At 73.1% G+C, this 14,630-nt stretch carries 16 protein-coding genes; 13 read left to right on the forward strand and 3 right to left on the reverse strand.

The window, feature by feature from the left end; translation table 11 throughout:
* Window positions 1–49: 49 nt before the first annotated feature.
* From ACSLIC_RS21430 to ACSLIC_RS21445, 4 genes are all read left to right on the forward strand, one after another.
* Window positions 50–703 (forward strand): response regulator transcription factor, encoded by a 654-nt coding sequence (locus ACSLIC_RS21430; protein WP_436739326.1) that lies wholly within the window; start codon window positions 50–52, stop codon window positions 701–703.
* Window positions 704–708: 5 nt separating this feature from the next.
* A complete protein-coding gene (locus ACSLIC_RS21435) occupies window positions 709–1,980 on the forward strand; it encodes a sensor histidine kinase (protein ID WP_436739327.1) in 1,272 nt (423 codons plus the stop codon).
* Between the two features lie 393 nt (window positions 1,981–2,373).
* On the forward strand, window positions 2,374–2,670 hold the full coding sequence (locus tag ACSLIC_RS21440) for a DUF4193 domain-containing protein (protein WP_003951337.1): 297 nt from the start codon (window positions 2,374–2,376) through the stop codon (window positions 2,668–2,670).
* Between the two features lie 12 nt (window positions 2,671–2,682).
* Window positions 2,683–3,624, forward strand: a complete 942-nt coding sequence (locus ACSLIC_RS21445; RefSeq protein WP_436739328.1) for a hypothetical protein — start codon at window positions 2,683–2,685, stop codon at window positions 3,622–3,624.
* Between the two features lie 224 nt (window positions 3,625–3,848).
* Here ACSLIC_RS21445 and ACSLIC_RS21450 read toward each other — a convergent pair whose 3' ends face one another.
* Window positions 3,849–4,307 (reverse strand): DUF3093 domain-containing protein, encoded by a 459-nt coding sequence (locus tag ACSLIC_RS21450; RefSeq protein WP_436739329.1) that lies wholly within the window; start codon window positions 4,305–4,307, stop codon window positions 3,849–3,851.
* Window positions 4,308–4,365: 58 nt separating this feature from the next.
* Here ACSLIC_RS21450 and ACSLIC_RS21455 point away from each other — a divergent pair, with 58 nt between their 5' ends.
* From ACSLIC_RS21455 to ACSLIC_RS21495, 9 genes are all read left to right on the forward strand, one after another.
* Window positions 4,366–4,950, forward strand: a complete 585-nt coding sequence (locus tag ACSLIC_RS21455; protein WP_436739330.1) for a PaaI family thioesterase — start codon at window positions 4,366–4,368, stop codon at window positions 4,948–4,950.
* On the forward strand, window positions 4,947–5,462 hold the full coding sequence (gene dut, locus ACSLIC_RS21460) for a dUTP diphosphatase (RefSeq protein ID WP_436739331.1): 516 nt from the start codon (window positions 4,947–4,949) through the stop codon (window positions 5,460–5,462). The genes ACSLIC_RS21455 and dut overlap by 4 nt, the downstream gene beginning before the upstream one ends.
* A 1-nt stretch (window position 5,463) precedes the next feature.
* A complete protein-coding gene (locus ACSLIC_RS21465; protein WP_436739332.1) occupies window positions 5,464–6,219 on the forward strand; it encodes a DUF3710 domain-containing protein in 756 nt (251 codons plus the stop codon).
* A 193-nt stretch (window positions 6,220–6,412) separates the two neighbouring features.
* Window positions 6,413–7,057, forward strand: a complete 645-nt coding sequence (locus ACSLIC_RS21470) for a TetR/AcrR family transcriptional regulator (RefSeq protein WP_436739333.1) — start codon at window positions 6,413–6,415, stop codon at window positions 7,055–7,057.
* 315 nt (window positions 7,058–7,372) lie between these two features.
* Entirely contained in the window at window positions 7,373–8,113 is a 741-nt protein-coding gene (locus ACSLIC_RS21475; RefSeq protein WP_436739334.1) for an ABC transporter ATP-binding protein, read from the forward strand.
* 67 nt (window positions 8,114–8,180) lie between these two features.
* Entirely contained in the window at window positions 8,181–10,736 is a 2,556-nt protein-coding gene (locus tag ACSLIC_RS21480; RefSeq protein WP_436739335.1) for an ATP-binding protein, read from the forward strand.
* Window positions 10,737–10,765: 29 nt separating this feature from the next.
* The gene (locus tag ACSLIC_RS21485; protein WP_003951347.1) at window positions 10,766–11,461 is read left to right on the forward strand and encodes a response regulator; all 696 of its coding nucleotides are present in this window, start codon (window positions 10,766–10,768) and stop codon (window positions 11,459–11,461) included.
* A gap of 48 nt (window positions 11,462–11,509) precedes the next feature.
* Complete coding sequence (locus ACSLIC_RS21490; RefSeq protein ID WP_436739336.1) at window positions 11,510–11,917, forward strand: OB-fold nucleic acid binding domain-containing protein; 408 nt, start codon at window positions 11,510–11,512, stop codon at window positions 11,915–11,917.
* 3 nt (window positions 11,918–11,920) lie between these two features.
* Window positions 11,921–12,730 (forward strand): DUF3159 domain-containing protein, encoded by an 810-nt coding sequence (locus ACSLIC_RS21495; protein WP_436739337.1) that lies wholly within the window; start codon window positions 11,921–11,923, stop codon window positions 12,728–12,730.
* Window positions 12,731–12,815: 85 nt separating this feature from the next.
* Here the strand turns inward: ACSLIC_RS21495 and ACSLIC_RS21500 are convergent, their stop codons facing one another.
* Both ACSLIC_RS21500 and ACSLIC_RS21505 read right to left on the reverse strand, forming a co-directional pair.
* Window positions 12,816–13,529, reverse strand: a complete 714-nt coding sequence (locus tag ACSLIC_RS21500; RefSeq protein WP_436739338.1) for a potassium channel family protein — start codon at window positions 13,527–13,529, stop codon at window positions 12,816–12,818.
* The gene (locus ACSLIC_RS21505; protein WP_436739339.1) at window positions 13,526–14,197 is read right to left on the reverse strand and encodes an NAD-binding protein; all 672 of its coding nucleotides are present in this window, start codon (window positions 14,195–14,197) and stop codon (window positions 13,526–13,528) included. The genes ACSLIC_RS21500 and ACSLIC_RS21505 overlap by 4 nt, the downstream gene beginning before the upstream one ends.
* Window positions 14,198–14,630: the final 433 nt, after the last annotated feature.

Here is a 14,630-nt window from a genome sequence, read left to right on the forward strand (position 1 = left end):
GTCAGACGGACCGGCGCCCGCAGGGGTGCCTTGCGAAAGGATCAGCGACGTGCGTGTACTCGTCGTCGAGGACGAGCAGCTGCTCGCCGATGCGGTGGCCACCGGACTGCGCCGGGAGGCCATGGCCGTCGACGTCGTGTACGACGGGGCCGCCGCGCTGGAACGGGTCGGCGTCAACGACTACGACGTGATCGTCCTGGACCGTGACCTCCCCCTGGTCCACGGCGACGACGTCTGCCGCAAGGTGGTCGAGCTCCACATGCCCACCCGGGTCCTGATGCTCACCGCCTCCGGCGACGTCAGCGACCGGGTCGAGGGGCTGGAGATCGGCGCCGACGACTACCTCCCCAAGCCCTTCGCCTTCACCGAGCTGATCGCCCGGGTCCGCGCGCTGGGCCGGCGTACCAGCCTTCCGCTGCCGCCGGTCCTGGAGCGCGCCGGGATCAGGCTCGACCCCAACCGCCGCGAGGTCTTCCGCGACGGCCGCGAGATCCAGCTCGCCCCGAAGGAGTTCGCCGTCCTGGAGGTGCTGCTGCGCAGCGAGGGCGCCGTGGTCTCCGCCGAGCAGCTGCTGGAGAAGGCCTGGGACGAGAACACCGACCCGTTCACCAACGTCGTCCGGGTCACCGTGATGACGCTCCGCCGCAAGCTGGGCGAGCCCGCGGTCATCGTCACCGTGCCCGGCTCGGGCTACCGGATCTGACCGGCGTGGCCGCGAGCCCGGCGCCGCCCCCCGCGCCCCCCAGACCGGCCTCGACGCCGCCCAGGCCCACCTGGGACCCCCGCCGCCCGCCGCAGCAGGCGTGGCTGCGGCCCACCATCCGGATACGGCTCACCCTGCTCTACGGCGGGATGTTCCTCATCGCCGGCATCCTGCTGCTGTCGATCATCTACCTGCTCGCCGCCCAGGCGGTGCACGTCGGCAACGAGCTGCCCTTCCAGGTCACCAACGGCACGTTCACGATCTACAGCGACGTCTGCCCGGCGCTCTCCGGCCGCCGTTTCACCAGCTCCGGCGCGTTCAACGACGCGATGAAGCTCTGCATCGACCACCAGCGCCAGCAGGCTCTGGACGACCTGCTGAGCCGCTCGCTGCTGGCCCTGGTGGGCCTCAGCGTGATCGCCTTCGCCTTCGGCTACGCCATGGCCGGGCGGGTCCTCGCGCCGCTGGGCCGGATCACCCGTACCGCGCGCAGCGTGGCCGGCTCCGACCTCTCCCGGCGGATCGAGCTGGACGGTCCGGACGACGAGCTGAAGGAACTGGCCGACACCTTCGACGACATGCTGGACCGCCTGGAGCGGGCCTTCACCGCCCAGCAGCGGTTCGTCGCCAACGCCTCGCACGAGCTGCGCACCCCGCTGGCGATCAACCGCACCCTGCTGGAGGTGCAGCTCTCCGACCCCGGCGCGCCCCCCGAACTCCAACAGCTCGGCAAGACCCTGCTCGCGACCAACGAGCGGAGCGAGCAGCTGGTCGAGGGCCTGCTGCTGCTGGCCCGGAGCGACAACCAGATCGTCGAGCGCAAGCCGGTGGACCTCGGCGAGGTCGCCACCCGCGCCGTCGAGCAGGTGCGCGGCGAGGCCGAGCAGCGGGCGGTGGAACTGCGTCCGCGCATCGCCGAGGCGGTCGTCCAGGGCAACGGCGTCCTGCTGGAGCGGATCGCCCTGAACCTCACGCAGAACGCCGTGCGCTACAACCTGCCCCCGGGCGAGGGCGGCTGGGTGGAGGTCTCCACCGAGCTCCAGCACGGGCAGGCGGTGCTGGTCGTGACCAACACCGGGCCGGTCGTCCCCGCGTACGAGATCGATCAGCTCTTCGAGCCGTTCCGGCGGCTGCGGACCGAGCGGACCGGCAGTGACAAGGGGGTGGGGCTCGGCCTGTCGATCGTCCGGTCGGTGACCCGGGCGCACGGCGGAAGGATCACCGCGGAGCCGCGGGAAGGCGGAGGGCTCGTGATGCGTGTCACACTTCCGTTGTGAAGCCCTGCGGGCATTCGTTTCCGTGTTCGCTTTGAGCGGAATTCTCCCGACCTGAAAGCGGGTCCCCGCTGTGTGATCGATCACAGGATCGAATGATCGTCCTTCTACTCTCCGTGACCGTAAAGGCCCTTGAAAACCCTGCAAAATGCGGGTTTTCCAGGGTCTCGATCACGGGAAGTGCGCAAGGTGGCCCGTGCGCGACTGGCCGCCGGGACCGTGTACGGTCCCCTTCGCCATCCAAGACGATCACCTCTTCCGAGGTGCGTTTGGGTGTCGATTGAGTAACAGACCTTGATGTGAGGCAAAATCTCCGCCTCAGGTCGGGCACAAGTCCGGCCTCCCAGGCGTTACCGCGCTGGAGATATCACAGACACCCAGAGGGGGAGAGCTGACATGGCAACGGACTACGACACCCCACGTAAGACCGATGACGATCTCAACGAGGACAGTATTGAGGAGCTGAAGGCCCGGAGGAACGACAAGTCCACCTCCACGGTCGACGTCGACGAGTTCGAGGCCGCAGAGGGCCTGGAGCTTCCCGGGGCGGACCTCTCCAACGAGGAACTGGCCGTCCGGGTGCTGCCCAAGCAGCAGGACGAGTTCACCTGCATGAGCTGCTTCCTGGTGCACCACCGGAGCCAGCTCGCGCGCGAGAAGAACGGTCAGCCCATCTGCCGCGACTGCGACTGAGGCAGGCCGGCCGTGACAGGCACGACACCGCCGCGGAAGTTTCCCTTTCTGAAGCGGCGGGGGGACGGTGCGCCGTCCCCGGCGGAATCTGACGGCGAGCGGGGCCTTGGGGCCTCGCTCGAGGCAGAGGGCGCCACGGACGGGGCTCCAGGGCCCCACGGTGACGGCACGGGCACGGGGGAAGGCCCGACGGCCGTCGAGCCCGCCACGCCCGCTCCTGGCCGCGTGGCGGCCGTACGGGACGGGCTGCTCCGGCAGGGGCGCAACGCCAAGGCCGGGCTGGGCATCCTCGCCGACCGTGTCATCGAGATCGCCCCGCGCGTGCCGGTGCGCGATCTGCAGACCCTCCGCGCGCAGTTCCCGGGCCTGGGCCCCGAACAACTCGCGGACCGGCTCGTCAGCGGCGCCGCCCACGGCACCTCCACGGTGGGGGCCTCGGTGGGCGCTGCCGCCATGCTCCCGGTCCCGCCGGCCATGCCGGCCGAACTGGCCGCGGAGATCACCGCCGTGGCCGCGATAGAGCTGAAGCTCATCGCCGAACTCCACGAGGTCTACGGGCAGCGTCCCGAGGGCGGCCCAACGCGCCGGGCGGCCGCCTACCTGACCTCCTGGACCAACGAGCGGGGCATCGACGTCGTCCGCCCCCTCACCATCTCCACGGCGCTCAGCGGACCGCTCAAGCGCGACCTGCGCCAGCAGATCGCCAAGCGCATGGTCCGCAACCTGCCGAACCTCGTCCCCTTCCTGGTGGGCGCGGCCGTCGGCGCGGTCATGAACCGCCGCGACACCCGCAAGCTCGCCGAGCGCGTCCGCAAGGACCTGCGCGCCGCCCAGGTCCCCTGGGACCAGCTCCCGGCCCTCCCGCCCCTGGACGAGCCCGGGCCGCCCTCCACGGCCTCCGGTGCCACCCCGGACGCACTCCCGCCGGCCCCGCGCGACGACCGGCCCACCTGACACCCGCCGGCGCCGGCCTCCACCACCGGCCCGGCTTGGTTCGGCCGGGCTTCCGCGTCGGCTGCCACGCGTCCGCGTGCCGGTGGGGTGGCCTCGATCGCCGGCCGGGCTCGGTTCTGCCGGCTTCCGTGTCGGCTGTCGCACGCCGGCGGTGCCGGTGGGCGAACGGAGGGTCGGGGCCCAGCCGGGCCCCGACCCCGTCGAATCGGTGCGCCCCGGGCGCGTCACCCTTCGCGTACGGGTGACAGCGCCGCCGCCAGGCCCTCCGGGTCGCGGGTGGAGAGGTACAGGTACGGGGTGGGGTCGGCCGGGTCGGTGACCTCGACCCGCAGCGCCGTCGGGATGTAGCTGCGCAGGAGCATGAAGGCGCGCGGGTCGGCCTTGTGGCTGCGCCAGGCCACGGTCTCCTCGGCGTCCAGCGGCTGGGCCGCGCCCAGCGCCGACAGCGGGATGCGCGCGTCGCCCGCGACCAGCGCGTCCCCCACCACCCGGATCTGCGCCGAGCCGTACGCGCTCAGCCCCGCCGCGCCGATCGCCGAGCCGACGACCAGGCCGCCGAGCATCGCCAGCACGCCGAGCGGCAGCACGAGGAGGGCCGAGGTGATGCCGACGGTCGCCGCCAGGGCCCACCAGGTGCGGGGCGCGGTGAGCCGCTCGGCGTACTGCGGAGTGTTGGGAAGCATGGGATCAAGCTTGGCACGGTGCCTGCCGGAAGCCGACGCACGGGTAAGGTCTGCGCCTGTGAGTGGACGAACACCTGCGTTGACGCCCCCGGACAGCGCCCTGGCGCCGGTGCGGCACCCCGATGCCCCGGCCCCCGGCGAGCCCATCGGTACGCACTACGAGCACTGTTTCGGCTGCGGCGACGAGCAGCCGCACGGACTGCGCCTCGCGGCCAGGGCCGGCGAGGGTGTCTCGGTGACCGCCGAGTTCCGGGTGCGCCCCGAGCACCAGGGCGCCCCCGGCCTCGCCCACGGCGGCCTGCTCGCCACCGCCCTCGACGACACCCTGGGCGCCCTCAACTGGCTGCTGCGGGTCATCTCGGTCACCGGCCGCCTGGAGACCGACTACCTGCGGCCCGTACCGGTCGGCACCGTGCTGCACCTGTCCGCCGAGGTGACCGCCGTCGACGGCCGCAAGATCTACGCCACCGCCGAGGGCCGCCTGAACGCCCCGGACGGGCCGGTCGCGGTCCGCGCCGCCGCGCTCTTCGTCGAGGTCAAGGTCGAGCACTTCACCGAGAACGGCCGCCCCGAGGAGATCCGGGCCGCCATGGACGACCCCGACCAGCTCAGCCGCGTCCGCGCCTTCGAGGTGACCCCGTGACCCGCCTCCCGCTCGACCTGCGCGTACGGCGGCTGCACCCCGAGGTGCCGCTGCCCGCCTACGGCAACCCCGGCGACGCCGGCGCGGACCTGTGCACCACCGAGGCGGCCGTGCTGGCCCCGGGGGAGCGGGCGGTGCTGCCCACCGGTATCGCGATCGCGCTGCCCGAGGGGTACGCCGCCTTCGTCCACCCGCGCTCGGGACTGGCCGCCCGTTGCGGTCTGGCACTGGTGAATGCCCCCGGGACGATTGATGCCGGGTACCGTGGGGAGATCAAGGTGATCGTGGTCAACCTCGACCCGCGCGAGTCCGTGCGGTTCGAGCGCTTCGACCGGATCGCCCAACTGGTCGTCCAGCAGGTCGAGACGGTGCGCTTTCACGAAGTGTCGGAGCTTCCCGGCTCGGTACGGGCCGAAGGGGGCTTCGGGTCCACCGGCGGACATTCCGCCGTGGGCGGCGGCGAGGGTGGGAACCACTACGCTTCGGTCGTATCCGACCGGGAAGGACAGTGACGTGTTCGGACGTCGCAAGAAGACCGACTCCGCCGAGGACACGGCGGGCGTGACGGGGCAGGCCGAGGAGACCGCGGACGCCGGGGACCCGGCGACGCGCCGGACGGCGCTGCCGCCGGCCCCGCGCCCCGACGGCCCCTGGGACGCCTCGGAGGTCCGCGAGCCCGGTGAGGGCCGCGTCGACCTCGGCGGTCTGTTCGTGCCCGGGGTGGAGGGCATGGAACTGCGCGTGGAGGTGGCCGGGGACGCGATCGTCGCCGCCACCGTCGTCCTGCGGGACAGCGCCATCCAGCTCCAGGGCTTCGCCGCGCCCAAGAAGGAGGGCATCTGGGGCGAGGTCCGCGAGGAGATCGGTTCGGGCATCACCCAGCAGGGCGGCATCATCGAGGAGGTCGAGGGCCCGCTCGGCTGGGAGCTGCGCGCGCAGGTCCCCGTCCAGCTGCCCGACGGCAAGAGCGGCTACCAGGTCGTCCGCTTCGTCGGCGTGGACGGCCCCCGCTGGTTCCTGCGCGGGGTCATCTCCGGCCAGGGCGCGGTGCAGCCGCAGGCGGCCGGGCTCCTGGAGCAGATCTTCCAGGACACCGTCGTGGTGCGGGGCGAGGGCCCCATGGCGCCCCGCGACCCGATCGTCCTGAAGCTTCCCGACGACGCCCAGATGGTCCCCGAGGGCGTCCAGCAGGAGAACCAGCAGACCTCCCGCTTCTCCGGCGGTATGGGTCAGCTGGCGCGTGGCCCGGAGATCACCGAGATCCGCTGACACACCGCACCACCCAGGCCGCCGCACGGGCCGCACCCTCGTCAGGGGTGCGGCCCTTCGCGTCGCGCGGCCCCGCTCCCCGGCGGAACAGCACCGCCCCGGTGAGTTCCCGATCATGGGCACAAGGGCCTGAGAGGTACCTCCCACCAAGACACACGTCCCTCGTGGACGCCTCCGGAGTACCGTCGGAAACATGAAGGCGACGGAGACTTCGGGGGAGGACCGCAGGCGGCTCAAGGCCCGGCAGACCCGGACCGCGCTCGCCGCTGCCGCCCTCGATCTCATCCTCGAACGCGGTCTCGGCGCCGTGACCGCCGAGGCCGTCGCCTCCCGCGCGGACGTCACGCGCCGTACCTTCAGCCGCCACTTCGGCGGCAAGGAGGACGCCGCGCTCGACTTCACCCGCCAAGACGGGGCCGCCATCAACGCCGCCCTCCGCGCCCGCCCGGCCTGCGAGCCCCCGCTCGTCGCCTACCGGCGCGCCGTACGCGACTGGCTGGCCGACACCCGCACCTCCGGCCGGCACCAGTTGCCCCGGGCACGGGCCTTGCTGGCCCTCGTCGACGACGAACCCACGCTCTTCGCCGCCTTCGAACGCATTCGCGCCGACGCCCAGGAGGAGTCGGTCCGCATCATCGCCGAGCGGCTCGGCACCGACCCGGCCAAGGACCCCGGTCCCGGCGTCGTGGTCGGCGCCGCCGCAGGCGTGCTGACGGCCGCCCTGCGCCAGTGGTGGCGCGGCGGCCCCGAGAGCGCCGACCACCTGCCCGGCCTGGTCGAGCAGAGCTTCGACGTGCTCCTCGGGGAGGTCGCCCTGGCGGCCCCGCACGCAGCGTGAGGACGTCACCGCCACGCACGGCGTGGCCGGCCTGACCAAGTCCGCCGCCGGCAAGCACGCCGCCCGGGGCGCCCGGTCGACCACGTGGGCCCCGGCTCCCTCCCGCCCCCGCACCTGCCGGGCCTGGCGAAGCGGGCGTAGGACGGCCTCGTACAGCTCCGCCCGGCGGGCCGGCTCGGCGCTCCGGGCGAAGTCGCCGAGGGCATCCGCCTTCCTCCACACGTCCGCCCGCCGCCCGGCTCCCGCCGCCTCTTGCCCGGCCGGGCGCCGCCGACCGATACTGGCGCCCGGTACGGCACGACGGGGGAGTGGGACATGGCGGGCACAGCAGGGGGCGGCACGCTCACCGCGGACGCGGACGCGGCGGGGGGCACCGGCGAGGAACCGATGGTCAAGGTCCGCGGGCTGCGCCGCTCGTACGGCACCGGGGAGGGCGCCGTGCACGCGCTGCGCGGGGTCTCCTTCGACATCCCCCGTGGCGAGCTGGTCGCCCTCAAGGGCCGCTCCGGCTCCGGCAAGACCACCCTGCTCAACCTGGTCGGCGGTCTCGACGAGCCCGACGGCGGCTCCGTCGTCGTGGACGGGCGCGAGCTGAGCGGCCTCGGCGAGAGGGAACTGCTGGAGCTGCGCCGCGACCGGATCGGCTTCATCTTCCAGTCCTTCGGGCTGATCCCGGTGCTGAGCGCCGCGGAGAACGTCGGCGTCCCGCTGCGGCTGCGCCGCGCCGAGGCCGCCGAGCGCGAGGAGCGCGTCGCCCTGCTGCTCTCCCTGGTGGGCCTTGCCGACCACGCCCGCCAGCGCCCCGGCGAGCTCTCCGGCGGCCAGCAGCAGCGCGTCGCGGTCGCCCGCGCCCTCGCCAACCGCCCGGCCCTGCTCATCGCCGACGAGCCGACCGGCCAGCTCGACGCGGAGACCGGCCGCGCCGTCATGGAACTGCTGCGCGCCGTGGTCCGCAGCGAGCGGGTCGCCGTCCTGGTCGCCACCCACGACACCACCCTCCTCGGCCTCGCCGACCGCGTCCTGGAGCTCTCCGACGGCGAGCTGACCGAGCAGTAGCGGGGGCCGGTCGGCCACCGGAGGAGACCCGGTCCCGGTCGTCCCGCCGCTCGCGGACAATGGGGCCATGGGACGAGGCACACTGCGCATATACCTGGGCGCCGCACCGGGCGTCGGCAAGACGTACGCCATGCTCTCCGAGGCGCACCGGCGGGTCGGCCGCGGTACCGACTGCGTCATCGGCTTCGTCGCCCACCACGACCGGCCCCGCACCCTCGCCCTCCTCGAAGGAGTGGAGCTGATCGAGCCGCTGGGCGGGCCCGACGGCGACGGGGGCACCCACGCGCCCGAGATGGACGTCGAGGCGGTCCTCGCCAGGCGTCCCACCGTCGCCCTGGTGGACGAGCTGGCCCACACCAACGCCCCCGGCGCCCGCAACGCCAAGCGCTGGCAGGACGTCGAGGAGCTGCTGGCCGCGGGGATCTCGGTGATCTCCACCGTCAACATCCAGCACCTGGAGTCCCTCGGCGACGTGGTCGAGGCGATCACCGGTGTACGGCAGCAGGAGACCGTCCCCGACGAGGTGGTCCGGCGCGCCGACCAGATCGAGCTGGTCGACATGTCGCCCCAGGCGCTCCGCCGCCGCCTCGCCCACGGAAACGTCTACCAGTCCGACAAGGTCGACGCCGCCCTCTCCAACTACTTCCGCCCCGGCAACCTCACCGCCCTGCGCGAACTGGCCCTGCTGTGGACCGCCGACCGGGCCGACGAGTACCTCCAGAAGTACCGGGGCGAGCACAACATCCGCTCCACCTGGCAGGCCCGCGAACGCATCGTCGTCGGCCTCACCGGCGGACCCGAGGGCCGCACCCTGATCCGGCGCGCCGCCCGGATGGCCGCCAAGGGCTCCGGCAGCGAGATCCTCGCCGTCTACATCGCCCGCCACGACGGCGGCCTGACCTCCGCCTCCCCCAAGGAGCTGGCCCTCCAGCGCACCCTGGTCGAGGACCTCGGCGGCACCTTCCACCACGTCATCGGCGACGACATCCCCTCCGCCCTGCTGGAGTTCGCCCGCGGCGTCAACGCCACCCAGATCGTCCTCGGCTCCTCCCGCCGCAAGAGCTGGCAGTACGTCTTCGGGCCCGGCGTCGGCGCCACGGTGGCCCGCGAGTCCACGCCCGACCTCGACGTGCACATCGTCACCCACGAGGAGGTCGGGCAGGGCCGTGGCCTGCCGCTGGCCCGGGGCGCCCGGCTCGGCCGCTCGCGCATCCTGTGGGGCTGGTTCATCGCGGTCTGCGGCCCCGCCCTGCTCGCCGTCGTGCTCTCCTCCCTGGACCACGGCCCGGGCCTCGCCAACGACGTGCTGCTCTTCCTCTCGCTGACCGTCGGCGCGGCCCTGGTCGGCGGGCTGCTCCCGGCGCTGGCCTCGGCCGCGCTCTGCTCGGCCCTGCTGAACTTCTACTTCACCCCGCCCACCCGCACCCTGACGATCTCCGATCCGGAGAACATCGTCGCCATCGTGATCTCCTTCGCGGTCGCCGTCTCCGTCGCCTCCGTGGTCGACCTCGCCGCCCGCCGCACCCACCAGGCGGCCCGGCTGCGCGCCGAGTCGGAGATCCTCTCCTTCCTCGCCGGCAGCGTGCTGCGCGGCGCCACCACGCTGGACGCCCTGCTGGAGCGCGTCCGGGAGACCTTCGCCATGGAGTCGGTCGCCCTGCTGGAGCGCGAGGACGACCGCACCCCGTGGACCCGCGCGGGCAGTGTCGGCCCCCGCCCGCTGGAGCGCCCCGAGGACGCCGACGTGGACATGCCGGTCGGCGACCACATGGCGCTCGCCCTCTGCGGGCGGGTGCTGCCCGCCGAGGACCGGCGCGTGCTGGCCGCCTTCGCCGCCCAGGCCGCCGTCGTCCTGGACCGCCAGCGCCTCCAGGACGAGGCCGACCGGGCCCGCCGCCTCGCCGAGGGCAACCGCATCCGCACCGCCCTGCTCGCAGCCGTCAGCCACGACCTGCGCACCCCCCTCGCCGCGATCAAGGCGTCGGTCACCTCGCTGCGCTCCGACGACGTCGCCTGGTCCGAGCAGGACGAGGCCGAACTGCTGGAGAGCATCGAGCACGGCGCCGACCGCCTCGACCACCTGGTCGGCAACCTCCTGGACATGTCCCGCCTGCAGACCGGCACCGTCACCCCGCTGATCCGCGAGGTCGACCTCGACGAGGTGGTCCCGATGGCGCTCGGCGGCGTCCCCGAGGGCAGCGCCCTCCTGGACATACCCGAGACCCTGCCGATGGTCGCCGTCGACCCCGGCCTGCTGGAGCGCTCCGTCGCCAACATCGTCGAGAACGCCGTCAAGTACGCCCCCGAGGGCGCCCCCGTGCTGGTCGCGGCGAGCGCGCTGGGCGACCGGGTGGAACTGCGCGTCATGGACCACGGCCCCGGGGTCCCCGATGACGCCAAGGACCGGATCTTCGCCCCCTTCCAGCGGTACGGTGACGCTCCGCGCGGCGCCGGCGTCGGCCTCGGCCTCGCCGTCGCCCGGGGCTTCGCCGAGGCCATGGGAGGCACCCTCAACGCCGAGGACACCCCGGGCGGCGGGCTCACCATGGTCCTCACCCTGAGGGCGGTCACCGGCACCCGCGCCGGGGCCCGTACCGTACTTCCCGCGCAGGTCACGTCATGACCCGCGACCGGACAGAAAGGCGCCCCGAGATGACCCGGGTCCTCGTGGTCGACGACGAACCGCAGATCGTCCGTGCCCTGGAGCTGAACCTCCGGGCCCGCCAGTACGAGGTCGACTCCGCCGGCGACGGCACCACCGCGCTCAGGCTCGCCGCCGAGCGCCACCCCGACGTGATCGTCCTCGACCTCGGCCTGCCCGACATGGACGGCGTCGACGTCCTGCGCGGGCTCCGCTCCTGGTCCCGCGTCCCGGTGCTGGTGCTCTCCGCCCGGCAGAGCTCCGACGAGAAGGTGCAGGCCCTCGACGCCGGCGCCGACGACTACGTCACCAAGCCGTTCGGTATGGACGAACTGCTGGCCCGGCTGCGCGCCGCCGTCCGCCGCACCGAGCCCGCCGCCCCCGACGAGGAGGCGGAGGTGGTGGACGCCGCCGACTTCACCGTCGACCTCGCCGCCAAGCGCGTCCACCGCCAGGGCCGCGACGTACGGCTCACCCCCACCGAGTGGCACCTGCTGGAGGTGCTGGTCCGCAACACCGGCCGCCTGGTCAGCCAGAAGCAGCTCCTCCAGGAGGTCTGGGGCCCCTCGTACGGCACCGAGTCCAACTACCTGCGGGTCTACATGGCGCAGCTGCGCCGCAAGCTGGAGACCGATCCGGCCCACCCGCGCCACTTCATCACCGAGCCGGGGATGGGATACCGGTTCGAACGTCGCCCGCAGGGGTGATGGCGGCGTGACCTCCGCCGGTCACCCGTGCTTGGGTAGGCTGCATCCATGAGTGCAGCCCCGCGTCCCGAGAAGCCCGCCGGCCGGTTCCGGCGCATGCTGGACCGGCTGTCGGACATCTCCGCCCCTCCGGAGCGGCTGGAGTCCGACGAGCTCCGCGAGGAGACCGCGATCAGCGGCTGCACCCGCATCGACGCCTGCGGCGACCGGGAGATGGTCACCGTTACTGGTACCTTGCGGACGGTCACCCTCCGTCCCCGGGCGGGGGTGCCCGCGCTGGAGGCCGAACTGTTCGACGGCACCGGCTCGCTCGACGTGGTCTGGCTGGGACGGCGCTCCATCACCGGCATCGAACCGGGCCGCAGACTGATCGCCTCGGGCCGGATCGCCATGAGCCACGGCCGCCGCACGCTGTTCAACCCGAAGTACGAACTGAGACCGCTCGGACGGGAGTGACCGGTGACGTCCATCGACAAGCCGACCGACCACCGGAGTGCGGCGTCCGACGCCGACGCCGCCCACAGCCCCACGGACCCCGATCGCTCCTCCGGGCAGCGGGGCGGAGCCGCCGACGCGGACGCCCGCGCCGTCACCGAGGCAGCCCTCTTCGAGGCGTTCGGCGGGGTGCGGGGCATGGTCGAGACGGTCCTGCCGGGCCTGCTCTTCGTGACCATCTACACGATCAACGCCGACCTGCGCGTCTCCGCCGTCGCGGCGCTGGTCGTCTCGCTGGTGCTGTGCGTCGCCCGGCTGGTCCGGCGGGACACCGTCAAGCACGCCTTCAGCGGGGTCTTCGGCGTCGCCTTCGGTGTGGTCTTCGCGATGATGACGGGCAACGCCAAGGACTTCTACCTGCCGGGCATGGTGTACACGCTGGGCCTCTCCCTGGCGTACATCCTCACCGCGGTCGCGGGGGTCCCCCTGATCGGCCTCATCCTCGGCCCGATCTTCAAGGAGAACCTCTCCTGGCGGACCCGCAACCCCGGCCGCAAGAAGGCGTACACGCGGGCCAGCTACGCCTGGGGCTTCATCCTGCTGGCCAAGTGCGCGGTCCTCTTCCCGCTCTACTGGTGGGCCGACACCACGCAGCTCGGCTGGGTCCTGGTCGCGCTGAAGATTCCGCCGTTCCTGCTGGCGGTCTGGCTGACCTGGGTCTTCCTCGCCAAGGCGCCTGCCCCCATCGACGTGTTCGCCGAGATGGAGGCCGCCGAGGAGGCGGAGAAGGCGGAGAAGGCGGAGAAGGCCGCCAAGGAGCGCGGCGAGAGCTGAGGCTCGGCGCCTCTCCCTGTACGACGGCCGAAGGGGCCGGAACCAGACGGTTCCGGCCCCTTCGGCCGTCGTACGTCCCCGCAGGTCAGGTGTTCCGGGGACCGTCCTGGGGGCCGGTGGCCGGACGGGGCTGCGTGCCGTGGCGGGCCGAGAGGAGTTCCTCCAGTCGCTCCTCCTGCGCCTGGGCGGCCACGAAGAGGAGCTCGTCACCGGGCTCCAGGGCGTCGTCCGGGGCCGGAGCCATCACCCTGGAGCCTCGGATGATGGTGACCAGCGAGGTGTCCTCGGGCCAGCGGACGTCGCCGACGCGGATTCCGGCGAGGGTCGACTCCGGGGGGAGGGTCAGCTCGACCAGGTTGGCGTCGCCCTGGCTGAACCGCAGCAGCCGGACCAGATCGCCGACGCTGACGGCCTCCTCGACCAGGGCCGACATCAAGCGGGGCGTGGAGACGGCGACGTCGACGCCCCAGGACTCGTTGAAGAGCCACTCGTTCTTCGGGTTGTTGACCCGGGAGACGACGCGCGGGACCCCGTACTCCGTCTTGGCGAGCAGCGACACCACCAGGTTGACCTTGTCGTCCCCGGTGGCCGCGATCACCACGTGGCAGCGCTGGAGCGCGGCCTCGTCCAGCGAGGTGATCTCGCAGGCGTCGGCGAGGAGCCACTCGGCGCGCGGCACCCGCTCCACCGAGATCGCGCTCGGCGTCTTGTCGATCAGCAGGATCTCGTGGCCGCTCTCCAGCAGCTCACCGGCGATCGACCGGCCCACGGCCCCTGCCCCCGCAATGGCGACCCTCATCGGCGTCCGTCCTCCTCGGGCCCCTCGGCGAACGCCGCCTCGACCTCGGCGACGTCCTCGGGACGCATCATCACGTGTACGAGGTCGCCCTCCTGGAGCACCGTCTGGGAGGTCGGCAGCATCGCCTCGCCCAGCCGGGTCAGGAACGCCACCCGCACCCCCGTCTCCTCCTGGAGCCGGCTGATCTTCTGGCCGATCCACACCGGGGAGGCGTACACCTCGGCGAGCTGCACCCCGCCCGTCGGGTCCCGCCACAGCGGCTCCGCCCCGGACGGCAGCAGTCGGCGCAGCATCTGGTCGGCGGTCCAGCGGACGGTCGCCACGGTGGAGATGCCCAGGCGCTGGTAGACCTCGGCGCGGCGCGGGTCGTAGATGCGGGCGGCGACGTTCTCGATGCCGAAGGTCTCGCGTGCGACCCGGGCGGCGATGATGTTGGAGTTGTCGCCGCTGCTCACCGCGGCGAACGCGCCCGCCTCCTCGATCCCGGCCTCACGCAGCGTGTCCTGGTCGAAGCCGACGCCGGTGACCCGGCGCCCGCCGAACCCGGCACCCAGACGCCGGAACGCGGTGGGGTCCTGGTCCACCACGGCGACGGTGTGCCCCTGCTGCTCCAGGGCCTGCGCCAGTGTGGAACCCACCCGGCCGCAGCCCATGATGACGATGTGCACCGATCCTTACCCCGCACTCCTGGTCTTCGGGCTGATCTGCGACAACACCCTGCTCACTCTTCTCCTCGGCCGGGCCGGGTGCCCCGTGCGGCCGCACCCGGATCGGGCCCCGCCGCGGCGGTGGGCCCGGCACGAGCTTAAGGGGACGGGGCCGCCCGCCGGGCCAGCGGGCCCGTGCCCCGCGGCGCCCCGGCGGGCGACGCGTCAAGAGGCCGTCAGGGACACCGTCAAGAACGTGTGAGCGGCTCGTCAAGAAGGCGTCAAAGCGCGGCGTGGCGCACCCCGAGGCGCTGTGTCGGGCCTCACGCCCCGCCCGGGCCCCGGCGAGGACAAAAAGCCCGGAGCGCCAGGAGGCGGGCGGAGGGAAAGGTGCGTAACGTCACCTTTCCGGCGGCCCGCGGGTGGCCCGTCCGACCCGCCGGGCGGTGCTCCG

The sequence above is a fragment of the Streptomyces sp. BBFR102 genome (assembly GCF_051397025.1).
Lineage (GTDB): Bacteria > Actinomycetota > Actinomycetes > Streptomycetales > Streptomycetaceae > Streptomyces.

Bases quoted from the DNA above. Each gene is read 5' to 3' on its own strand.
- ACSLIC_RS21475 (WP_436739334.1), top strand. From the start codon at position 7,373: ATGGCGGGCACAGCAGGGGGCGGCACGCTCACCGCGGACGCGGACGCG.
- ACSLIC_RS21440 (WP_003951337.1), top strand. From the start codon at position 2,374: ATGGCAACGGACTACGACACCCCACGTAAGACCGATGACGATCTCAAC.
- ACSLIC_RS21490 (WP_436739336.1), top strand. From the start codon at position 11,510: ATGAGTGCAGCCCCGCGTCCCGAGAAGCCCGCCGGCCGGTTCCGGCGC.
- ACSLIC_RS21500 (WP_436739338.1), bottom strand. From the start codon at position 13,529: ATGAGGGTCGCCATTGCGGGGGCAGGGGCCGTGGGCCGGTCGATCGCC.
- ACSLIC_RS21480 (WP_436739335.1), top strand. From the start codon at position 8,181: ATGGGACGAGGCACACTGCGCATATACCTGGGCGCCGCACCGGGCGTC.
- ACSLIC_RS21485 (WP_003951347.1), top strand. From the start codon at position 10,766: ATGACCCGGGTCCTCGTGGTCGACGACGAACCGCAGATCGTCCGTGCC.
- ACSLIC_RS21470 (WP_436739333.1), top strand. From the start codon at position 6,413: ATGAAGGCGACGGAGACTTCGGGGGAGGACCGCAGGCGGCTCAAGGCC.
- ACSLIC_RS21450 (WP_436739329.1), bottom strand. From the start codon at position 4,307: ATGCTTCCCAACACTCCGCAGTACGCCGAGCGGCTCACCGCGCCCCGC.